Origin of the sequence: Rhodanobacter sp. A1T4 (assembly GCF_014207185.1) — a bacterium.
In the GTDB taxonomy this organism is placed as follows: domain Bacteria; phylum Pseudomonadota; class Gammaproteobacteria; order Xanthomonadales; family Rhodanobacteraceae; genus Rhodanobacter.
In genome coordinates, this window is sequence record NZ_JACHCP010000004.1 from 447,343 (window position 1) to 469,239 (window position 21,897).

The 21,897-nt window shown below is 61.8% G+C and carries 17 protein-coding genes and 1 pseudogene; 10 read left to right on the forward strand and 8 right to left on the reverse strand.

Features of this window, described 5'->3' with window-relative positions:
• Positions 1–121 precede the first annotated feature (121 nt).
• From HDE80_RS10650 to HDE80_RS10660, 3 genes are all read left to right on the forward strand, one after another.
• Positions 122–661: a peroxiredoxin gene (locus tag HDE80_RS10650; protein ID WP_184600753.1), complete on the forward strand. Its 540-nt coding sequence runs from the start codon at positions 122–124 to the stop codon at positions 659–661.
• A 167-nt stretch (positions 662–828) separates the two neighbouring features.
• On the forward strand, positions 829–1,368 hold the full coding sequence (locus HDE80_RS10655; RefSeq protein WP_184670638.1) for a carboxymuconolactone decarboxylase family protein: 540 nt from the start codon (positions 829–831) through the stop codon (positions 1,366–1,368).
• Positions 1,369–1,534: 166 nt separating this feature from the next.
• The gene (locus HDE80_RS10660; RefSeq protein ID WP_184670640.1) at positions 1,535–4,237 is read left to right on the forward strand and encodes a M1 family metallopeptidase; all 2,703 of its coding nucleotides are present in this window, start codon (positions 1,535–1,537) and stop codon (positions 4,235–4,237) included.
• An 82-nt stretch (positions 4,238–4,319) separates the two neighbouring features.
• Here HDE80_RS10660 and HDE80_RS10665 read toward each other — a convergent pair whose 3' ends face one another.
• A complete protein-coding gene (locus HDE80_RS10665; protein WP_184670642.1) occupies positions 4,320–5,249 on the reverse strand; it encodes an alpha/beta hydrolase in 930 nt (309 codons plus the stop codon).
• Positions 5,250–5,459: 210 nt separating this feature from the next.
• On the opposite strand from HDE80_RS10665, the gene HDE80_RS10670 reads away from it, so the two are divergent.
• Positions 5,460–9,593: a hypothetical protein gene (locus HDE80_RS10670; protein WP_184670644.1), complete on the forward strand. Its 4,134-nt coding sequence runs from the start codon at positions 5,460–5,462 to the stop codon at positions 9,591–9,593.
• Entirely contained in the window at positions 9,586–10,407 is an 822-nt protein-coding gene (gene prmC, locus HDE80_RS10675; RefSeq protein ID WP_184670646.1) for a peptide chain release factor N(5)-glutamine methyltransferase, read from the forward strand. Before HDE80_RS10670 ends, prmC begins: the two co-directional genes overlap by 8 nt.
• A 49-nt stretch (positions 10,408–10,456) precedes the next feature.
• Here the strand turns inward: prmC and dxs are convergent, their stop codons facing one another.
• Positions 10,457–12,343: a 1-deoxy-D-xylulose-5-phosphate synthase gene (dxs, locus tag HDE80_RS10680; protein ID WP_184670648.1), complete on the reverse strand. Its 1,887-nt coding sequence runs from the start codon at positions 12,341–12,343 to the stop codon at positions 10,457–10,459.
• Between the two features lie 150 nt (positions 12,344–12,493).
• Between dxs and HDE80_RS10685 the strand changes: the two genes are divergently transcribed.
• Entirely contained in the window at positions 12,494–12,901 is a 408-nt protein-coding gene (locus tag HDE80_RS10685) for a low affinity iron permease family protein (protein WP_184670649.1), read from the forward strand.
• Positions 12,902–12,916: 15 nt separating this feature from the next.
• Here the strand turns inward: HDE80_RS10685 and HDE80_RS10690 are convergent, their stop codons facing one another.
• The gene (locus HDE80_RS10690; RefSeq protein WP_184600760.1) at positions 12,917–13,543 is read right to left on the reverse strand and encodes an HNH endonuclease; all 627 of its coding nucleotides are present in this window, start codon (positions 13,541–13,543) and stop codon (positions 12,917–12,919) included.
• Positions 13,544–13,825: 282 nt separating this feature from the next.
• On the opposite strand from HDE80_RS10690, the gene HDE80_RS10695 reads away from it, so the two are divergent.
• Positions 13,826–14,608 (forward strand): SapC family protein, encoded by a 783-nt coding sequence (locus HDE80_RS10695; RefSeq protein ID WP_184670651.1) that lies wholly within the window; start codon positions 13,826–13,828, stop codon positions 14,606–14,608.
• Between the two features lie 58 nt (positions 14,609–14,666).
• Here the strand turns inward: HDE80_RS10695 and HDE80_RS10700 are convergent, their stop codons facing one another.
• Positions 14,667–15,140: a GNAT family N-acetyltransferase gene (locus tag HDE80_RS10700; RefSeq protein ID WP_184600762.1), complete on the reverse strand. Its 474-nt coding sequence runs from the start codon at positions 15,138–15,140 to the stop codon at positions 14,667–14,669.
• Between the two features lie 277 nt (positions 15,141–15,417).
• Between HDE80_RS10700 and HDE80_RS10705 the strand changes: the two genes are divergently transcribed.
• Complete coding sequence (locus HDE80_RS10705; RefSeq protein ID WP_184670654.1) at positions 15,418–15,648, forward strand: hypothetical protein; 231 nt, start codon at positions 15,418–15,420, stop codon at positions 15,646–15,648.
• Positions 15,649–15,854: 206 nt separating this feature from the next.
• Here the strand turns inward: HDE80_RS10705 and HDE80_RS10710 are convergent, their stop codons facing one another.
• Positions 15,855–17,642: an acyl-CoA dehydrogenase C-terminal domain-containing protein gene (locus HDE80_RS10710; RefSeq protein WP_184670656.1), complete on the reverse strand. Its 1,788-nt coding sequence runs from the start codon at positions 17,640–17,642 to the stop codon at positions 15,855–15,857.
• An 88-nt stretch (positions 17,643–17,730) separates the two neighbouring features.
• A complete protein-coding gene (locus HDE80_RS10715) occupies positions 17,731–18,213 on the reverse strand; it encodes a hypothetical protein (RefSeq protein WP_184670658.1) in 483 nt (160 codons plus the stop codon).
• 162 nt (positions 18,214–18,375) lie between these two features.
• Between HDE80_RS10715 and HDE80_RS10720 the strand changes: the two genes are divergently transcribed.
• Positions 18,376–18,852, forward strand: coding sequence for an SET domain-containing protein-lysine N-methyltransferase (locus HDE80_RS10720; protein WP_184670660.1), 477 nt, complete (start codon positions 18,376–18,378; stop codon positions 18,850–18,852).
• Here HDE80_RS10720 and HDE80_RS10725 read toward each other — a convergent pair.
• Positions 18,827–19,075 (reverse strand): hypothetical protein, encoded by a 249-nt coding sequence (locus HDE80_RS10725; RefSeq protein WP_184670662.1) that lies wholly within the window; start codon positions 19,073–19,075, stop codon positions 18,827–18,829. The two genes, HDE80_RS10720 and HDE80_RS10725, sit on opposite strands and share 26 nt — an antisense overlap.
• A 17-nt stretch (positions 19,076–19,092) precedes the next feature.
• A pseudogene (locus HDE80_RS10730) lies at positions 19,093–20,490 on the reverse strand (GTP-binding protein); the annotation flags it as partial.
• Between the two features lie 472 nt (positions 20,491–20,962).
• Here HDE80_RS10730 and HDE80_RS10735 point away from each other — a divergent pair.
• Positions 20,963–21,871, forward strand: a complete 909-nt coding sequence (locus HDE80_RS10735) for a hypothetical protein (RefSeq protein ID WP_184670665.1) — start codon at positions 20,963–20,965, stop codon at positions 21,869–21,871.
• Positions 21,872–21,897 lie beyond the last annotated feature (26 nt).

The window sequence follows — 21,897 nt, forward strand, 5'->3', positions numbered from 1 at the left end:
GGGGGCTGGTTTCGTACGATGGTGCATCGCGACATGCCGTAAACGGGCTTCTTGCTCATATTTCTCTCGCCCATTTTGCAGGGCGTCAATCTGCCACACCCCTATTCATCGGAGAAAAACCATGCTGACCATCGGCGACAAGTTCCCGCAGTTCAACCTCCTCGCGACCGTTTCCACCGAAAGCGTCGAGAAGGCGTTCGCCCCGATCGACAATGGCACCTACAAGGGCAAGTGGCTGCTGGTGTTCTTCTACCCGAAGGACTTCACCTTCGTCTGCCCGACTGAGATCAAGGGCTTTGGCGACTTGAACGGCCAGTTCGCTGATCGCGATTGCCAGGTGCTGGCTGCCAGCACGGACAGCGAGTTCGTGCATCTGGCGTGGCGCAAGGATCACAAGGATCTGCGTGACCTGCCGTTCCCCATGCTGGCCGACATCAAGAAAGACCTGACCTCGGCACTGGGGATCCTGGGCGACGACGGCGTGGCGCAGCGCGCCACGTTCCTGGTCGATCCGGACGGCATCATCCGCTTCGTCTACGTCACCGACGGTTCGGTCGGCCGCAACCCGCAGGAAGTGCTGCGCGTGCTGGACGCTCTGCAGACCGACGAACTGTGCCCATGCAACTGGAGCAAGGGCGAAGAGACCCTGCAGGTTGCCTGATCGCTTGATAGCCGGTATTTGACTGTTCGCTCTACCCCTGGCGTCAGAGTTTGTCCCTCCCCCCGCTGACGCGAGGGTTTTAAACCACCGGCGGCGAGGCTCGCTTCGCCGCCGGATTTTTTTGCCCTGAATTTTTATTTCTTCCCGAAATTTTACTGAGGTGTTCCATGAGTCTTGCCGATCTGAAAAGCCAGTTGCCCGACTATGCCAAGGACCTGCGTCTCAACCTCGAGTCCGTGCTGACCGAGGGCGGTGCGCCCGGCCTGACCCAGAAGCAGATCGTGGTGATTGCGCTCGCGTCGGCGATTGCTTCGCGCTACAAACCGCTCACCGCGGCTGTCAACGAACTGGCTGCGCAGCACGCCAGCGAAGACGAGTTGAAAGGTGCCCGCGTCGCGGCGTCGATCATGGGCATGAACAACATCTATTATCGTTTCATCCACTTGGTGGGCGACGCCGAATACGGCACGCTGCGCGCCGGCCTGCGCATGAATGCCATGGCCAACCCCGGCGGTGACAAAGTCGACTTTGAACTGGCGTCGCTGGCGGTGTCGGCGGTCAACGGTTGCGGCATGTGCCTGGAGTCGCACGAGAAGACGTTGCGCAAGCATGGTCTTTCGGCGCAGCCGATCCAGAGTGCGGCACGCATCGCTGCAGTGATTCACGCGGTGGCCGTGGCGCTGGAGCAGGCGGACGTGGCGGGCTGATTTCGCCGCAAACATGTCGCGTTGATTGACACAAAGTGAACCTCGGTCAGCGATGGCCGGGGGTTTTTTACGCGCGGAAATCAGCCGGGTCATGCCTTCTGGCACTGGGTCGAAAGTCATGTGCCACTTAGCGTGGGCGGTTATCACTTCGGTAACGGGAATCCTCATGCGTCGTTTTGTTCGTCCTCTTTTGCTGACTGCGCTGGCCTCGTGCTGCGGTGCTGCGTTTGCTGCCACGGCTGATCAAGTGCCGCAGGGCAGGTTGCCGCTCTGGGCGGTTCCGCAGTCCTACGCGTTGTCGTTCAAGGTCGATCCGGCACAGGAAGATTTCTCCGGCACCACCACGATCAAGGTCAAGCTCAGCAAGGCCTCCGATCATCTTTGGCTGGACGGCAGCGAGCTGAAGATATCGAAGGTGGCCATCATCGACGCCGCTGGCGCGGCGCATGTGGGTACTTACACCTTGGCGGACCCGGAAGCCGGTGTGGCGCGCGTGGATTTCGGCAGCACGTTGAAGCCGCAGACGCTGACGCTGGCTTTTGAATATACCGCGCCGCTCAACGCGCAACTGCAGGGCCTGTACAAGGTATCGGCGAAGGGTCAGCCCTATGCGATGACGCAGATGGAACCGATCAGCGCGCGCTTTGCGTTTCCGGGTTTCGACGAACCGGGCTTCAAGACGCCGTTCACGATCAGCCTGACCATTCCCGAAAAAGACACCGCCGTTGCCAACACTCGGCAGGTGAAAGAGACGCCAGCTGGTGACGGCTGGAAGACGCTGGAGTTTGCACAAACGCTGCCGCTGCCGACCTACCTGGTCGCCTTCGGTGTAGGGCCGTGGAGCATCGCCACCGCGCCGGACATATCGCCGGACGCCTATCGCACCACGCCGCTGCCGCTGCGTGGCATTGCGTCGGCCGGCGAAGCCTATCGCATGCAGCACGTGCTCGGCGAAACCCCAAGCATCATCCATGCGCTGGAAAACTATTACGGCTTCGGCTATCCGTGGGACAAGCTCGACGTGCTTGCGGCACCGGATTTCGCTGCTGGCGCGATGGAGAACGCGGGCCTGGTGACCTTCCGCGACTGGTTGCTGCTGCTCGACAAGGATTCACCGGCACGCAACGTGCGTGGTTCGTTCAACGTCACCGCGCATGAGCTCGCGCATCAGTGGACCGGTGACACGGTGACGCTGGAATGGTGGAACGACATCTGGCTCAACGAGGCGTTCGCCACCTGGATGCAGCAGAAGGTGACCGAGCAGGTTCATCCGGAATACCGTGCCGATCTCGATCGTGTCACCGGCGCGCAAGGCGCGATGAGCAACGACAGCCTGGTCAGCGCGCGCAAGATCCGTCAGCCGATCACCGGCAATGGCGATATCGAAACCGCATTCGACGGCATCACCTACAAGAAGGGTGCCAGCGTCATCGGCATGTTCGAGAATTACGTCGGCGAAAAGACCTTCCAGAAAGGCATGCAGGCGTACATCCAGAAGCACAAGTTCGGCAACGCCGGGGCGGATGACCTGGTCTCGTCGATTGCCACCGCGGCCGGCAAGGGCAACGACTTCAAGCACGCGTTCAATAGCTTCCTCGATCAGTCGGGCGTGCCGTATGTGCAGACGTCACTGGAACAGAAGGATGGCAAGACCGTGCTGCATCTGAGCCAGAGCCGTTTCCTGCCGGTCGGCAGCACCGGCGACAGCAAGCGCATCTGGGGTATTCCGGTGTGCGTGCGCTATGGCACGGCCGCTAACGGCAAAGATAAGGCACAGTCCAGCAAGGTCAATTGCGAGGTACTGGACAAAGCCACCGGCTCGATGGTGCTGGCCGGCGCCAGCCAGCCGACGTGGATCATGCCCAATGCCAACGCTAGCGGCTATTACCGTTTCAGCCTAGGCAAGAGGGAGCTGGGCGATCTGACTGCACACGTTGGCCTGCTCAGCGACGCCGAACAGCTAACCTATGCCGATGCCATCGATGCGAGCTTCCGGCACGGTGACATCGACGCCGGTGATGCGCTGGTCGCACTGAAGCCGCTGACATCCTCGAAGATTCTGGTGGTTGCTACCGCACCACTCGATCAAATTGAGTGGATCTATCGCAACGAGGCCACCACCGACGCGCAGCGCAGCAAGCTTGCCGAATGGGTGAAAGATGCTTACCTGCCGCATCTGCAGCAGCTCGGCTACCAGCGCAAGGACGGTGAATCCGGTGATGATGCGTTGCTGCGCAGTGAGCTGGCCGGTGCGCTTGGTCTGCAGTACAAGCTGCCTGAAGTACGCGCCGAGCTGCTCAAGCAAGGGGAGGAGGCACTCAAGCGCCAAGCAAATGGACGTCTGAATCTCTCCGCTGCCGATCCCGATTTGCTGGGAGATGCGCTGGGCGTGGCTGTGCAGGAACAGGGCAAGCCTGTCATCGATGCGCTGATCGCCGAACTGCCCCAGACCAGCGATGCCGCGCTGCGCAACAGCATGCTGGCGGGTCTGGCCAGTGTGGAAGATCCCACGCTGATCAACGAGGTGCGTAACTTCGCCCTCAGCAAGCCGGTCAAGGTGGGCGAGATGGCATCGCTGGTGCGTGGAGGTCGTGATACGCAGGCACAGCGCGATGCGTTGTGGTCCTGGTTTACTGCGCATTACACGCAGATTTTGGCACGTACGGGCAGCTTCGCCGGTGGTTATCTGCCGCATTTTGCCGCCGGTGGCGGTTGTTCGGCTGCCGAGGTCGATCGCGCGCAGGCCTTCTTCAAGCCGCGACTGAAAGATGCGGCCGGCGTCGATCGTGGCTTGGCGCAGACCAGCGAATCGATCCAGCTCTGCAGCGCGCTGAAGACCAAGCAGGATCCGGCATCGATTCTGCGTTGAGTGCCTTGATGTCTTGCTGAGTCCAGTGACTGCAAATAAAAAACGCCGGGCCGTCATGCCCGGCGTTTTTTATGACGCTTTTCTAAAGTGCTGACGCCGCCTGCCGTCGCTGCATCACCTGTGCGTGGATGAAATCCACAGTGTCGTTCAATGCCGGCGCCTTGCTGCGGAACTGCCCGGATAGCGAAAACAGCAACGCGAAATGGCCGATGCCCGGGTAGAGTTTTACTTCGACCGGTTCGTGCTCGCGGCGCATGGCAGCGGCCAGCGAAAGGGTGTTACGCGGCCAGACGATCTTGTCGGTGGTGCCTTGCATCAGCAGCATCGGCGGTTCATCGCCGTTGACGAAATGCACGGGCTGCGAGCGCAGCTGGGCTTCATGGGTGGGGCCGAACATGTCGACGAAATCCGGATCTTTCAGTGGCAGGAAATCATACGGGCCGGCCAGGCCGATAAAGCCGGCCAGCTGCCTTGGTTGCATGCTGTCATCAGCAAGCCAGTGCGCGTCCGTTGCCAGCAGGGCGGCGATGTGCGCGCCGGCCGAATGCCCCATCACGAACAGCTCATTGTTGTCGCCGCCGTATTCGCCTGCATGCGTGTGCGTCCACGCCAGCGCGCGTGCACCGTCCCGCATGAAGCCGTCCAGTTTCACTTTCGGCCACAGCCGGTAATCCGGAATCATCACGACCAGACCGCGCTTGGCCAGCGCCTCGCCGACGAAGCGATACCACTGGCGCTTGCCGGACTTCCAGCTGCCGCCGTAGAAATACACCACCACCGGCGCGTGTTCGGTATGCGGCAGGCGATAGATGTCCATGGCCAGACCATGCTCGGCGTCAAACGTCACGTCGCGATCAACGATGACGTCACCGTGATGGCTGGTCGCGTTGAGACCGGCAAAAAGCGTTGCCTGGCAACCTGTCAGCAGGCCGGCACTTAGCGCCAGGAGAATCGCCGCCAGCAGGCCGGAGCGACGTGGGCGAGGGGATGGAGCGTGGTGGTCCGACGGCATGCCTGTTCCTCGCATCTTTGCGGTAGCTCGCCGGGTTCGTCGCCGATTTTGGCGACAGAAAACGGTGCGCGAGCGTATGAGTGAGCTTTTAAATACGTGATGACGCCGCCGCAGGATGCAGGCCCCGCTGTATAGCACCTACACTGTGACGGCCGCAGGAGTGAACCAGGGAGCGCAAGCATGAGGGGCATTGGCATGGGGAAAGCAGAAATGGATCGTCGATCGGTTGTGTTGCTGGCCTTTTGCTGGCTATTCAGTTGGCTGATGGCATCGCCATTGTTGGCGCAGGACATACCGCCGCCACTGCGCGACTGGCAGGCCTGGGTGCTGCACGGCGTACCGCAGCATGACTGCCCATTCCTCGCCAACCAGATGCCGAACGCCGGCAGTTATCAGTGTGCGTGGTCCGGTCGGTTGACCTTGGATGCAAACAAGGACGGGGGCCATTTCAGCCTCGATGTGCATGTGGACGCGCCCAGCTGGGTCGTCCTGCCGGGTGATGCGAGAAACTGGCCGCAGCAGGTCAGCACCAATAAGCAGCCGGCGACCGTGTTGCAGCACGAGGGTCAGCCGATGCTGTGGCTCACCGCGGGTGACTACATATTGCAGGGCACTCTGCCGTGGACCGCACGACCGCCGCGCCTGCGCGTGCCAGCGTCGATCGGTTTGATCACGTTGAGCGTGGATGGCGCCGCGGTCACCCGCAGCGAACGCCAGGGCGATCAGCTGACGCTTGGCGAAGCCGCCTCTGCGCAGCGCGCTGCTGATGCGCTCTCGTTGCGCGTCTATCGTCGCCTGGAAGATGGTCTGCCGGCGACGCTGGAAACCCAGCTGCAGTTCAACGTGACCGGCAGTGCGCGCGAGCAACTGCTCGGGCCGGCCCTGCCAGCCGGTTTCGTTGCGACCGCGCTGACTGGCGATTTGCCAGCGCGACTTGAGAATGATGGCCGTCTGCGCGTGCAACTGCGGCCTGGTCAATGGACTGTTTCGCTGCAGGCGCGGCGCACCGATGCACCGAGTGCCATCGTGTTGAAACTGCCGGTAGCGCCGTGGCCGCGGCAGGAAATCTGGAGTTACGCCGATAACACTGATCTGCGCAGTACGCGCGTCGACGGTCGCGCTGTCGATGCGGCGCAGGCTGGCGTGCCGGACGACTGGCGGGAGCTGCCGGCCTTTGCGTTGGACGATACCGCTGGCCTCACGATCGAACAGGGGGCGCGCGGCGACGAAGGCGGCCAGGGCGCTCAGCTGCATCTGCAGCGAGAGCTGTGGCTCGATTTCGATGGCGCTGGACTCAGCGTCGCCGATCATCTCAGCGGTGACCTGCGTCATCACCAGCGTCTGGATGTGGCCACTCCGTGGCAGCTGCAGCGGGCATCGCAGGGCGAAGAATCGTTGCTGATCAGCAAGGGCGACAACGGTCGCAGCGGGGTCGAAGTACGTCAGCAGAAAATCGATCTCAGTGCAGGTCTGCGTCTGCCCGAGCACAGTGTTGCCGTGCCCAGTGCCGGCTGGCAGCTGCCGCTGGAAAGCATCGACGCCACGTTGCATCTGCCGCAGGGCTATCGCCTGCTCGGTGCGCCCGGTGCGGACCGTTCGCCGGATTCGTGGGTGGCGCAGTGGAGCCTGCTCGATCTTTTCATCGTTGCGGTTATTGCATTACTTGCCGGCCGTTTGCTGGGCTGGCGCTGGGCGGCGCTGGCCGTTGTTTTTCTTGCGCTGGCGCAGCACGAGGACGGCGCGCCGCGCTGGACGCTTGCCGTAGCCATCGCGCTGGCGCTGCTGATGCGGGCCTTGCCCGAAGGGCGTCTGCGGCTGGGTGCACGCATCGGTGCCATCGTGTTGTTTGCGTCGGCTGTGCTGTGGACGCTGCCGTTTGCGTCGACGCAGCTGCAGGACGCCTTGCATCCGCAGCTGGAAGATTCGTTGAATGGACGGGCTGTTGCTGCAGGTTACAGCGCGCCGCCGGCAGTGGACGAAGTCAGCCAGAATGCCGTTCAACCGCCGCCCCCTGTCATGGCCGCGCCAGCTCCGGCAGCAGAGCCCGCGCCGATCGAATATTCGTCAATGGCCAGCCAGTCCGCTTCTCAGGATGAAAGTAAGGCCGCGCATCCAGAGTTGAAAGAGGTGGTAGTCACGGGTTCGTCGATATCATCTTCCACGCAGGTCACCCACGAACAAAACAACCCTGACCTGATTCAGGCTGGCGGCGGCACACCGCAATGGAACCAGGGCAACAATTATCACCTCGGCTGGTCCGGGCCAGTGACGCCAGAACAGACAACCCGCTTGGTGATCGCGCCATCGTGGCTGGTGCGCCTGCTGCGCGTGCTGATGGTGGCCCTGTTGGCTGCGCTGCTGGCCAGGCTTGCACTGTTGCTGTTGCCACCGTTGCGCGGATCGCTGCATGCCTTGCGCAACCGTGGCGTGGCTGGTGCAGTGCTGATCGTGCTGGTGCTGCTGCCACATGTATCTCACGCGCAGAGCCTGCCTGATCAACAGTTGCTCAATCAGCTGCGTACTCGTCTCACCGAGGCGCCGACCTGTGCGCCGACCTGCGCGCAGATTGCGCAAGCACAGCTGCAGGTGACGGCCGATACACTCGGCGTCGTATTGGAAGCGCATATCGGTGCGCCAACCGCGTTGCCCTTGCCGCAACCGGATGATGCACTGCAGTTGCTCGATGTCAGCGTGGACGGTCATCCCATCGCGCCGCTGGCACGTCGTGGTGATCAGCTGCTGCTGCGGCTGGATCGGGGTGTGCATCGGGTCAGCCTGCGCTACCGCATCGCTGCGGCGGATAGTGCCAGCCTGCGCTTTGAACTGCGTCCGCAGCACATCGATTTTGCCGGACAAGGCTGGTCGCTGGATGGTGTCGACGATGGTCGCGTGCTCGGCGACAGCATTGCGCTCAACCGTGTGCGCACGGCCAGCGATGGCAAGGACACTGCACTGGCGCAGAGCTTCCCGCCCTACATTCGGCTGACCCGCAGTCTTGCGCTGGGTATCGACTGGACGGTGGAAAACGTCGCCGAGCGCATCGCACCCAAGGACGGCGGCTTCAGTACCACACTGCCACTATTGCCTGGCGAACATCCGTTGGGCGACGACGCGCTGGTGAAAGATGGACGCATCAGTGTCACCTTCAGCGCCGGCAGCGACACCGTGCACTGGACCAGCCGGCTCGATCACACGACGACGCTGACGTTGAAGGCGCCGGTACTGAGCGAGCGTGCCGAGGTCTGGCAAATCAGTACGGCGCCAATGTGGCACGTGGATGCCAAAGGCGTGCCGACCAGCGCCAGCGACGACGGCTTGCGCTATCAGCCGCTACCTGGCGAGACGCTCCAACTCGTGCTGAGCCAGCCGATAGCGATCGCCGGCGACAGTCTCGCGTTTGACCGCGTGCAGGTGGATAGCACGACAGGTGAACGCGTCACCGAAACCACGCTGGATCTGCAGGCGCGCAGCACGCGCGGCGGCGAGCATGCCATCAGCCTGCCTTCGGGTGCCGAGCTGCTGGAGGCGAAGCGCGATGATGCGCCGATCAACCTCGTCATTCGCGATGGCAAACTCAATCTGCCGCTGCTGCCAGGTGAACACGACTACGCGCTGCGTCTGCGCGAGCCCGGTGGCGTCGCTGCGCGCTTGCATACGCCGGCATTTGCACTGCATGCACCGACCGCCAATATCGACCTCACGCTGCGTCCGCCACAGGATCGCTGGGTGCTATGGACGTGGGGGCCGACGGCTGGCCCGGCAGTGCTCTACTGGTCGCAGTTGATCGTATTGCTGTTGGCATCGTGGTTGCTGGCGCGCTACGCGCCCACACCGCTGCGGTTCCAGCACTGGCTGTTGTTGGGGCTGGGTTTCTCCGCGTTCGCGTGGAGTGCCTATGCGCTCGTAGTGCTGTGGTTGATCCTGTTGGGGTTGCGGGCGCGCGGTGTGCTCTCGGCTCGTCTCAGCACGCCAGTGTTCAATCTGCTGCAGATCGGTCTCGCCATCCTCACGTTGCTTGCGTTGCTGGTGCTGATCTCAGCCGTGCCGAAGGGCTTGCTCGGCTTGCCCGACATGCATGTAGCGGGCAACGATTCCAGCGCGTGGCAACTGCACTGGTTTGCTGACCAGACGGCGGATGCGTTGCCACTGGGTGGCGTGCTGAGCGTGTCGCTGTGGGTCTACAAGATCGCCATGCTGGCGTGGGCGCTGTGGTTGGCCAACGCGCTGATCGGCTGGCTGCGCTGGGGCTTCGAGGCGTGGTCCAGCGGCGGCTACTGGCGGCCCAAGTCGATACCGCCGCTGCCAGCAACACCTGACGCCAACGAGGAGCCGCCGCATGTCTGACGTGCGCAGTGTGCTGACCGATGCCATGCAACGCATCGGCGACGGTATCGATGCCGAGGTGCTCCTGCTGCATGCGCTGGGCAAGTCACGCAGCTGGTTTATCGCGCATGCTGACGATGAGCTGGATATAGACGTCCAGACGGCTTATATGACGCTGGTTGATCGCCGGGTGCAGGGGGAACCTGTCGCCTATATCACCGGCCGTCGGGGCTTCTGGTCGCTGGATCTGGAGGTAACACCGGACACACTGATTCCGCGGCCGGAAACCGAGCTGCTGGTCGAGCTGGCACTGGAGCGCTTGCCTCGTGGCACGGCCGCGCAGGTCGCTGACCTGGGTACCGGCAGCGGCGCCATCGCGCTGGCCATTGCCAGCGCGCGTCCACAGGCCAGCATCACCGCCACCGATGCGAGTGCGGCGGCGCTCGCGGTCGCGATAGGCAACGCCCGGCGCCTGCGCATCAACAACGTGGACTTTCTCCAGGGCGACTGGCTGACACCGCTGATCTTCCAGCGTTTTGCGCTGATTGTTTCCAATCCACCGTATATCGAGGCAAACGATCCACACCTCGCTCACGGCGATCTGCGCTTTGAACCGGCCAGTGCGCTGGTGTCTGGTAGGGATGGATTGAAGGATATCCGCTGCATCATCAGCGATGCGCGCGAACATCTGCAGCCCGGCGGCTGGCTGCTGTTCGAGCACGGCTGGCACCAGGGCGAGGCTGTGCGGAAGCTGCTGAATGCCGCCGGTTACATCAAGGTATTCACTGCGCAGGATCTGGAGCAGCGCGATCGCGTCAGCGGTGGTCGTATTTAATAAAGAGCCCCGCGGGATGGCAGGGCTTCCAGAGGTGAAACTGGATTACTCAACCCGTACTGGCGATCGCCATCAGCTGGAGAAAACGCGCCTGTATCGCATGGCGGATGCCGGGCAGATCGAGGCCTGCCATGGTCAACACTTCGTCACGGCTCCCATGTTCCAGATAGAGATCCGGAAGGCCGAGATGCAGGATGGGTTTGACGATACCGTGGGCAGTCAGGCATTCGGCGACGCCCGAGCCGGCACCACCGGCGACGGCATTGTCTTCCAGCGTGACGAAGGCATCGTGGGTTTTCGCCAGTTCGAGCAGCATCGCCTCGTCCAGCGGTTTGACGAATCGCATATTGACCAGGGTCGCATCAAGCTCGGCGGCGATGGTAGCTGCAGGCGCCAGCATGCTGCCGAAGCTCAGCAACGCCAGACCATGGCCGCGCCGGCGTAGCTCGGCCTTGCCAATTGGCAAGGTATCGAGTTCTTTATGCATAACGGCACCCGGACCACTGCCGCGTGGGTAACGAATCGCAGCGGGTCCCGTGTGCTGGAAGCCAGTGCTGAGCATCATGCGGCACTCGTTTTCGTCGGCCGGCGCCATGATCAGCATGTTGGGCAGGCAGCGCAGGAAAGAGAGATCGAATGTGCCTGAATGCGTTGCACCGTCCGGCCCGACCACGCCGGCGCGATCGATGGCGAAAGTGACGTCGAGATTCTGCAGGGCCACATCGTGGATGGCTTGGTCGTAGGCGCGCTGCAGAAAGGTGGAATAGATCGCCACCACTGGCTTGGCGCCTTCGCAGGCCATGCCGGCGGCCAGCGTCACGGCGTGCTGCTCGGCGATGGCTACATCGAAATAGCGCTGCGGATATTCCTTGGAGAAACGTACCAGGCCCGAGCCTTCGCGCATCGCTGGCGTGATGCCGAGCAGGCGCTCGTCGCTGGCAGCCATGTCGCACAGCCAATCACCGAAGATATCGGTATAGGTGGGTTTTGCCGGTGCAGATTTTTTCGTGAGGCCCGCTTCTGGATCAAACGGCCCAACCGCGTGGTATTCGATCTGCGCCTGCTCGGCCGGCGCGTAGCCCTTGCCCTTCGTAGTGATCACGTGCAGCAACTGTGGCCCGGGCAGGTTCTTCACCGTGCGCAGTGCGTGCAGCAGTTGCGGGATGTTGTGGCCGTCGATCGGTCCGGTGTAGTGGAAGCCCAGCTCTTCGAACAGCGTGCTGGGCACGAACATGCCCTTGGCGTGTTCTTCCCAGCGCTTGAACCAGCGGCCGAAGAAGGATTTTTTCGGGATCGCCCGCTTGGCCCGCTCGCGCCAGGTATTGAGCGTCTGGCTTGCCATTGCGCGCGCCATCATTTTGGTCAGCGCACCGACGTTTTCGCTGATCGACATGCCGTTGTCGTTGAATACCACCAGCATATTCGGCTCGACATCGCCGCCGTGGTTCAGCGCTTCGAACGCCATGCCGGCGGTCATCGCGCCATCACCGATCACGGCAACGACCTTGCGATGGTCACCCTTGCGCTGTGCGGCGATCGCCATGCCCAATGCGGCCGATATCGAGGTGGACGAGTGGCCGACGCCGAAGGTGTCGTACTCGCTTTCCTCGCGGCGCGGGAATGGCGCCAAGCCATCCTTCTTCTTGATCGTGGTGATGCGGTTGCGGCGACCGGTGAGAATCTTGTGCGGGTAGCACTGGTGGCCGACGTCCCATACCAGCCGATCCACCGGCGTTTCGAAGACGTAATGCAGCGCCACAGTCAGTTCCACTACGCCAAGGCCGGCACCAAAGTGGCCGCCGGAGCTGGCCACGGCCTCGATCAGGTACTGCCGCAGCTCATCGGCTATGGCAGGCAGCTGGTCGTCGGATACGCGGCGCAGATCGATCGGCGTGTCGATGGTGTCGAGATGGGGATAGCGGGAAAGCTCGGTCATGTGCGTATTGTTGGTCCAGCGGCATGGCGGAGCAAGGGCAGTGCAGGGTAAATGCCCGGGCAGGGACTATTGTGAGGCCTGGTGCACACTGGCCAAAGCGCCCGACTGGAGTCCGGTCACCACGCTTTCATCCCTTGTAAGGAGTTCTGCATGAGTGCTTCGTCAATATTTCGCCGGTTTGCCGCAGCAACATCATCTGCTGCCGGAAAGCCGTTCACTTTTCTCGCTTCGGTGCTGGTCGTATTGGTCTGGGCTGGCACTGGGCCGATGTTCCACTTTGGCAATACGTGGCAACTTGTGATCAACACGGGCACCACCATCGTCACTTTCCTGATGGTGTTTCTCATCCAGAACACGCAGAACCGCGATGGTGCGGCGGTGCAAATCAAGCTGGATGAGCTGATTCGCAGCAGCCGGGCGCACAACGCTCTGCTCAATCTGGAAGAACTCGACGACGAGACGCTGGCGCGAATTCGGCGGCACTACTGTCGGCTGGCGGACATGGGACGCGGTGAGCTGGACAATCTGGAACAGGCTCTGGCGGCAGATCCTGACTAGTCCGGAGCGCAGGTTTTACGCAAATGCCTCAGCAGTCGCCGGTCGCCGATTCCTCGGCAGGTGGTTGACCAGAAACTCCATCTGATCGGCCAGGATGTTGCGGTTGGACAGGATCAGGTGTTCGACCCAGCTTGGGCGATACGGCACGGCCAGCAGCGGCATGTTGGCCTGTTGCGGGGTACGGTTGCTCTTTTTCAGGTTGCAGTGGAGGCAGGCGCTGACCACGTTTTCCCATGCATCCGCACCGTGCTTGGAGATCGGCAACACATGGTCACGGGTGAGTTCGCCGCGGGTGAAGTGGTTGCCGCAGTAGAGGCACAGATGGCGGTCGCGGGCGAACAGGGCGGTATTGGTCAGCGCGGGTGCAGGATCGATGGCATGGTCGCGGCAGTGGCCGGTACTGGCGATGATCGGATGCAGGTGCATCAGGCTCTGTTCGCCGTGCAGGCGGTTGATGCCGCCGTGGACGGTGAGGCAGGGATCGCCCAGGGTCCAGGCCACCGCGTCGCGCACGTAGAGGCAGACCGCCTCCTGCCAGCTGATCCAGTCCAGGATGCGACCGCTGGCGTCAAGCGACAGCATTCGGGTCGCGTTGATATCGGCCCGGGTTGGAACTTCCGTCAGCGGGACTTCCATAAGCATGCAGATCGTCCTTCAGCCAAAGCGTCAGAGAGCGTTAAACAATGCAGGGTGCCTCATTCCCGCCAGCATAGAACACTTTGATTGCAATTCGCATGCTAGCGGTCAGTAGCTCTTACCGGGCTTCCTGAGCCGTGCGGATTAGTGCGATGGCGCCAGTCACCTAAGGCGAGTCGCCCGCCCGCTGCGGCGCTGATATAGTTGCCCATCACATAGACCCGACGCCGGGTTCTGGGAGGGGACGCTTCGGTGGCGACCCCGGCACGGCGGGGCAGAGGTATCAACGTGGCTGAAGTCCTTTTTTACGAGCGCCCGGTGCCGCTCAATCGTATCGACCACAAAGATATGCGCCTGAAAGGCGTGCCGAATCTGAAATATGCGATGAAGGCACACTCGGTGCCGCTCACCGGCACGGAATTCGCTATCGCTGCGCGCGATCTGTTGATCGTGTTTGCGGGCAATGATGCGAAAGATGCCGGCCCCGTGGCGCTACTCGGCCTTCGTCAGGACGAGAACCTGTACATCGATGCCGAGGGCCAGTGGTCGCCTGACATCTACGTTCCTGCGTTTGTCCGTCGGTACCCGTTTGTATTGGCCGAAAAGCCGGATGGTAAGCCGGGTGAAGAGCTGACCGTGTTCCTCGACGAGGATTATGTCGGTTTCAACAAGACCGAAGGCGAGCGTCTGTTCAAGGAAGACGGCACCGATACCGAGCTGTTGACCAAGGCGGTGGGCTTTCTTGGCGAGTTCCAGCAGAACATTGCCCGGACGCGCTGGTTCCTTGAGCAACTCAACAAGCATGACCTGTTGCAGCCGCGCAATATACGCCTGCAGCGTGGCGCGCCCGACAGTGCGGATAGTCGCTCGATCAACCTCAACGGCTTGTTTGTGGTCAACGAGGAAAAGCTGCGCACACTGGACGAAAAAACCACTCAAGAGTTTGCGAAGGAAGGCGTGTTCGGCTGGATCTACGCGCACTTGCTGTCGCTCTCGAATATCGACCGCTTGGCCCGCCGGCTGGAGCTGCGCGAGCTGGCTGAAACCCCGGCCAGCGACACGCGAAACTGAGGTAACCACGCCGTCGGCTGGTGCGACGCCTATGGCGTTGCGCCGGCCGCTGGTTTTTTCAGCGCACCGGTTTGGCCAGTCGCAGCAGATCCGGTGCATAGCCGCTCGCTTCATATAGCGCTCGCGCACCCTCGTTCCCCGGAAATACCGCCAGCGTCACCAGTTGGCAGTGGTGTTCGCGCGCCCATGCTTCGGCATGCGCCAACAGGGCTTTGCCGACGCCGCCACGCTCGTGTTGCGGCATGACGGCCAGATCGGAGATATGGCAATTGCTGCGTCCGGTAAAAAAGTCCGCCGTGCGCTGCAGATGGATGAAACCGACCCGCTCGCCATCGGCATTCTCAGCCACAAACAAGTAGCTGTTCGCCGGCTGATCCTCCAGATGCTTCAGCAGATCGTTGCGGATGCCCTCGATGCATTCGTGTCGTCGTCGCCACGGCGGCAGCGTGAAGTCCACGAAACGGGGTACCAGCGCGAGAATGAAATCGTCATCGTCTTCGGCAAGACGGATCAGCAAGGTTGGTTCGGTCATCGGGCAGTTGCGTAGCGGAGATTCCGATATCTTTTCTACATCTTGCGCCAAGATGACGGAAGGCCTAGGGCATCCATTTTCACTGAATATCGCTCGCGCTGGTCTTAGTGGTGACTGCGCATCAGGTTCGGCAGGTCGATCTGCCCACTGCGTGTTTGGCCGCCGGTGTCAGCGTTTCGATCAACGGGTTGCCCCGTGCCACACAATAACACACTGAAAAAGTCGTCAGATGTACTGGCTAGGTGGTGGTTGGCAAGCCTATTGCTTTGCTTGTCGCATGAACGAATCAGCCTACGACATCACCTATTTGCTTGAGGCCGAGCTGGCCCAATTCAGTACGCCGGCTGCGCCAGCAGCTCGAACGGAAAAGGCGGCAGCAGCGCCCGCTGTGACTGAGCCCGACGCGGTGGCGCTACAGGCCGCTACGGCTAGGGAACTGCTGGACCTGGACGGCGCGCATGAGGCGTTGATCCAGCAGTATATGCAGATCAGCAACCGTTTTTCGTAAGACTTTCCTTGGTGACAAGTAGTGTCCGTGGTCAGTACGTTGCCACTCTTGGAGCCAGAACTGACCAAGTTCGGCACATTGGTTCAAAGCGGAGTCTCTGCTGACAATTTGTGACGCAGGTTCCTGAAATGGTCTCGCGAACTCAACTAATAAAAAGCCCGGGCATGACCCCCGGGCTTTTGGCTTAGCGGTTATGTCGCCATGACTCAAGCGATTTCGGGCACCGACGCAATGCCTGCTTCGATCACGGCCTGATGCATCAGGCAACGCGGCAGCAGGCGGGCGAAGTAGAAGCTGGCGGTGTCGCGCTTGGCTTGCTTGAAGGCCTCGGACTGCGTGCTGGTTTCCGCAGCGGCCACACCTTTGGCCAGTAGATAGGCGATGGCCACGTAGCCGGAGTAGAAGAGGTAGTCGTTCGCCGCGGCGCCGAGTTCTTCCGGGTTGGTCTGCACGCGCTGGGCGAGTTTCATTGTGAGGTCGCCCCACTGCTTGGTGGCAATGGCGAGCGGGCCGATCAGCGAGCGCAGTGCTTCGTTGCCACTCTGCTTTTGGCAGAACGCGCTGATCTCTTCGAGGAAGTGCTTCAAGCCCACGCCCTGCAGCTGGAGAATCTTGCGACCGAGCAGGTCCGCCGCCTGGATGCCGGTGGTGCCTTCGTACAAGGTGATGATGCGTGCGTCGCGGACGAACTGCTCCATGCCATTCTCGGCGATGAAACCGTGGCCGCCATACACCTGCAGCGCTTCCTTGGTGCACTCCTGCGCCAGTTCGGTAACCACACCCTTGGCGATCGGAATCAGGAAAGCCACCAGCTCGCCGGCCTTCTTGCGCACGGCCTCATCGGTGGCGCGTGCCTCGACGTCAGTCTGCAATGCGGTATACAGCAGCAGTGCACGCGAGCCTTCCACGAAGGCACGCTGGGTCAGCAGCATGCGGCGCACGTCCGGCTGCACCAGCAGGTTGTCGGCGACCTTGTCGGGGAACTTGGGGCCGGAGAGCGCGCGCGACTGCAGGCGCTCACGGGCATAATTGAGGCTGTTCTGCAGCGCGCGTTCGGCCAGTGCCAGGCCCTGTACGCCGACGGAGAGGCGTGCAGCATTCATCATGGTGAACATCGCGGCCAGGCCCTTGTGCGGCTTACCGATCAAGAAACCTTCGGCATTGTCGAAGTTCATCACACAGGTGGAGCAGGCGTGGATGCCCATCTTGTGCTCGATCGAGCCGGCGGCTACGGCGTTGCGCTCGCCGAGCGAACCGTCCGCGTTGACCTTGAATTTCGGCACGATGAACATCGAGATACCACGGCTGCCGGCCGGCGCGTCGGGCAGGCGAGCCAGCACCAGATGCACGATATTCTCGGTGAGATCGTGCTCGCCGGCGCTGATGAAGATCTTGGTGCCGCTGATCTTGTAGGTGTCGTGCTCGCCGGACTTTTCGCCCGGCTCGGCGCGCGTCTTGATCATGCCCAGGTCGGAACCGGCCTGCGGCTCGGTCAGGCACATGGTGCCGGTCCAGCGACCTTCGACGATCGGCTTCATGTACAGCTGGCGCTGCCATTCTTCACCGTGCATTTCCATCGCGTGGGTCGAGCCCTCCGACAGCAGCGGATACAGGCTCCAGGCCAGGTTGCCGGACTGGAAAATCTCGGTGGTAGCGGTGCCCAGCACGGCAGGCAGCGCTTGGCCGCCATATTCCTCGGGGTTGGTTAGTCCAGTCCAGCCGCCATCGGCGAACTGCTTGAACGCTTCCTTGAAGCCCTTCGGCGTGGTCACTGTCTGGGTGGCCTTGTCGAAGTGGCAGCCTTCCTGGTCGGCGGGTCCGTTAGTGGGCGCCAGCAGCTGTTCGCTGAGGCGGCCCGCTTCTTCCAGCACGGCGTCGAACAGATCGCGGCTGTGCGCTTCGCCGCCGCTCAGGGCGGTAAGCGTCTTCTCGGCGTCCAGCACGTCGAAGAGGGTGAAACGCAGATCGTCGAGCGGAGCCTTGTAAGCAGTCATGGTGATTCCTTGGTCGAAAGGGCGTCGTGTGAAAGTGTTTTATGAGAGCGAGGTTTTATGAAAGCGGTGTCGTAATGAAGGAAGGCGATCAGCGAAAAGTGTTGGGTATGCCCGGTGCAGGCGAGAGAAAGTCGTTGCCGGAGAAATCGAAATCGCGCGTCTGCTTTTCCTGTTCGGGCTTGGCATTGGCGCTGCCGGTGACACGATAAGCCAGCGAGCCGGCGCTGCCTTTGGCGTTGACCGCTTGCAGCGTCTTCACCATTTGCGCTGTGGGCAGCACCTCGATCGTGATCACATCGCCAACCAGTGCAGGGACGTCCAGCTCGAACGCTGCGTGTAGTCGAACCGGAACCAGTTCTGCGACCTGCAGCTGGCCGTCGAGCGACTTGAAGTCCATCTCGCCATAGCTGTTGTTCTGGATGCGCACAGTCAGCTGCCACTCGCCGTCGGGCAACAGCTTGAGCTGCTGAATGCTTACCGTGGGCGGGAACACACTCTTCTTCGGCGGCCCGCAGGCAACCAGCCCGGCCGTCAACAAAAGCAGAAAAGAGCCGCGTAGCAGTCGTTTCATCGGAATCATCTCAAACGATTGTTTGAATATTAGCAGGAACTCGGAAAAGTGCTGTGTCACTTTGCGCGAACGTTTTGGCGCAGCCGAGACGCAGGCCGGTAGTTCCCATGGCGCGGTGCAGCAGGCATCATCGCCATTTTCCCCATTACCGGCAGACCCTTCATGACACGTCGCATCATCGCCCGTCGCTCGCCCATCCATGGCAACGGTGTTTTCGCCGTCGAAACCCTGGCCAAGGGCGAGGAAGTGATCCAGTACAAGGGCAAGTTGCTGACCAATGACGAGGCCGACGATCTGTACGGTGATGGTGGCGAGACCGGCCATACGTTTCTGTTTACGCTCAACGACGAATACATCATCGACGCGAACCAGAAAGGCAACGGGGCGCGGTGGATCAATCACAGCTGCGAGCCGAACTGCCGCGCGCTGGTCGAGGAAAGCCCCAGCGGCAATCCGCGCAAGGACAAAGTAGTGATCGAAACCATCCGCCGCATCAAGCCCGGTGAAGAGTTGACCTACGACTACGGCATCGTGCTGGAAGTGCCACACACGGCGCGGCTGAAAAAATTGTGGAAGTGTCTGTGCGGTTCACCGAAGTGCACCGGCACCTTGCTCAAGTCGAAAACGCAGCCGGCTTGAACAGACCTGCGTTGCCGCTCACGCGCAGCGCATGCCGGGCTCGACGTAGCTGATGTCCGCCCCTTTGGAGAGGGGTATGAGCAAGCAGGATTTGAACGGCCATCGCCGCCACCGACATCTTTGAGCAGGTAGAGTTGAAAAAGCTCGTTTCGCCGCGCTGTTCCATGCGGCGCTTTTCATTCAACATCCAGCCGTCAAAACGCTTGTGAAGCCACGCTTTCAAGCCGTGCTCATGTCCAACGGATGCGTCGTTACCTCGACGCCATAGCGTTCCCGCACGCGCTCCAGCATCACGCGCAGATGCAACTCCGAAAGACCGCGTACCACCGTGGCGTTGGGTGCCTTGTGATGTTCGACGCTGAAACAAGGTTCCTCCTCGATCAACCGTGCGAGCGCAACCGCCAGTTTCTGCTCCTGTCCCTTGGGTTTGGTCTCCAGTGCCAGGCAATAGGTCGGCGATGGAAACGTCGGTGGCGCCAACGTGATGCGGTCTTCGTCGTGCGAGTCGTGCAGCACCGCATCGAAGTGGATGTCCTCGACCTTGGCCACGGCGGCAATATCACCTGGCATGGCCACGTCGATCTCGGTATACGTTTTGCCCTGTACGCGAAACAGATGGTTGACCTTGAAAGGCTTGCGACCGTCATCGATCAGCAACTGGCTGTCGCGGCGGATCGTGCCCTGCCACACGCGGAAGATGCCGAGCTTGCCCATGAACGGATCGTTGACGATCTTGAACACGTCGGCGATCACATGGCTGGACGGGTTGGCATCGATCACCAGCGGTTCGCCATCGCCGCCAACAAAAGGCGGTGGATTCCCCTCGGCCGGATTCGGCAGGAGTCGAGCCGCCAGCTCCAGTAGTTCGTGTATGCCTGCACCGGTTCGTGCGCTGACGAAACAGATCGGCACCAGATGGCCTTCGCGCAGACACTGCTCGAACGCATCGTGCAACTGCCGTGGCGTGAGTGCCGCTTCGCCCGACTCGAGGTACTGGCCCATCGTGGCTTCGTTGATCTCCACCACTTGATCGAGGATGCGCTGATGCGCTTCAGCCAGCGATGAAAAATCGCTGCTGCCTTCACTGTGAAAGAAGCAGTCCAGTACACGCTTGCCGTGGCCAGCGGGCAGGTTCACCGGCAGGCATTCGCTGCCAAACTCCTCGCGGAGTGCCTCGACCAATGCGCGCAGGTCGGCACCGTCGAAATCGATCTTGTTGATCACCAGCAGTCGGGCCAGTCCGCGTTCGCGCGCGTGTTTCATCAGCTCGCGGGTGCCATGCTCGATACCGTTGATTGCATTGACCACCACTGCCACGGTTTCCACGGCAGCCAGTGCGGATAGCGTGGCGCCGAAAAATTCGGCATGGCCGGCGGTATCGATCAGGTTGAGATGGCAGCCGCCGTGATCGAGGTGTGCGACGCAGCTGTCGATCGAATGGGCGCGCGCTTTTTCCTGGCTGTCGGTATCGGACACCGTGTTGCCGCGATCGATGCTACCTGCCGTTTGGATCGCGCCACCGGCCAGCAACAACGCTTCAAGCAATAGGGTCTTGCCCGCGCCGGCGTGACCGGCGAGCGCGATATTGCGGATCTGTTCGGTGCGGGTGCCTTTGGCATCTGCGGTCTTGCCAGTGATATTTTCGGTACGGATGTGTTCTGAAGTATGCGGCACGATGCAGCCCTCCTTGAGATGATGCGACGGCGCGTCGGCATGAGGCCATGCCGCACGGGGTCGCATCAGGCGACGAATGGCGGGCCGTCACGGTCGTCCCCCTGAACACGCATGGGAAAGATGCGCTGAGGGCGGTCATGGCGGGGCGGCGAGATACGCCGCTACCCAGCCTTGAGCCAACGCCTGTTGGGGTCAAGCTGCAGTGCGGGGAACCGTGGCCATATCCCGTGGTCTGCAATGGGCGCCCGAATCTTTCAGGCCACAGGCCTGGTCAGTCCCCCACGGTTCAAGCGCCATGCAGCATGCTTTGCCGTCAACTCATTCTTGAGGCACCGTCATCGTTCATCCGCCGCAGGTCGAGCATCATCGCTGGACGTCGCCCGCCGCCGATCAGCCCGTTCACGGACTGACCCTGCTGGACGAGCCAACGCGCGCGATGTTGCGACAATTGCGTTGGCGCGAACCGCCACGCGATTCCCGACGGCTATGGCTGGCGGTGACTGTCGCTATACTCCTACACGTGCTGTTCGGTTGGGTGATCTGGCGCCAGATGCGTCCCGCGTACGTGGCTCTGGTCACGCCGCAACGGCAAGACGACGCCATCGAAATCCGCTTTATTCCACGCAGCTCGCCAATCGCCGCGCCGCCACCACCCACCATGCCGGTACCACCACCACCGCCGCCGCAAAAAACGGCCGCGCCGCGTCCGCGTGTCATCGCTCCACGTGTCGTCGCAGCATCGGAGCCAGTGTCGAAGGATGCGATGACCGTGCAGCTGCCTGAGACCAAGCCTGCCGATGCGCCGCCGCCGAAGCTTTTCGATAATAACGGCCAGCCGCTATTGCCCGCCGCGGCATCCAGTACGCCACCCGCGCCCGCCGCGGATTATGTGCAGCGCATGCCGACGGACAGCGACAAGGTCATGCAGCACACCACGCCGATCAAATACACGCCAACGCGCTTCGACAAGTACTGGCACAAGGGCAGCACGGTGGATGACGGTCTGCAGAAAGCCGTCGATGCCACCACCGTGTCGCATACCATCAACTTGCCCAGGGGGGTACGCATCCACTGCAGCATTTCGCTGGCCATGCTGGCCGGTGGCTGCGGTGGTGATCCGCCGCCGCCGCCGTCGAAGAAAGATGGTGACGAGCGCCTGAGCATGGCACCGTCACAACCGCTGGCGAAAGATCCGCACCCACCGACGCCGCCGACCATCGAAGCGTGTATCGCGATGTACCGCGCCGAGAAACCGTTGGCCTACGGTTGCCTGGTCGACACGCCCAATCGTTCGATCGATGCGGAGAAGAGCGATCGCGCCAAGGCGGCAGCGGGCAAGCCTTGAGACGTAAGCCCTGAGCTATCGGCGAA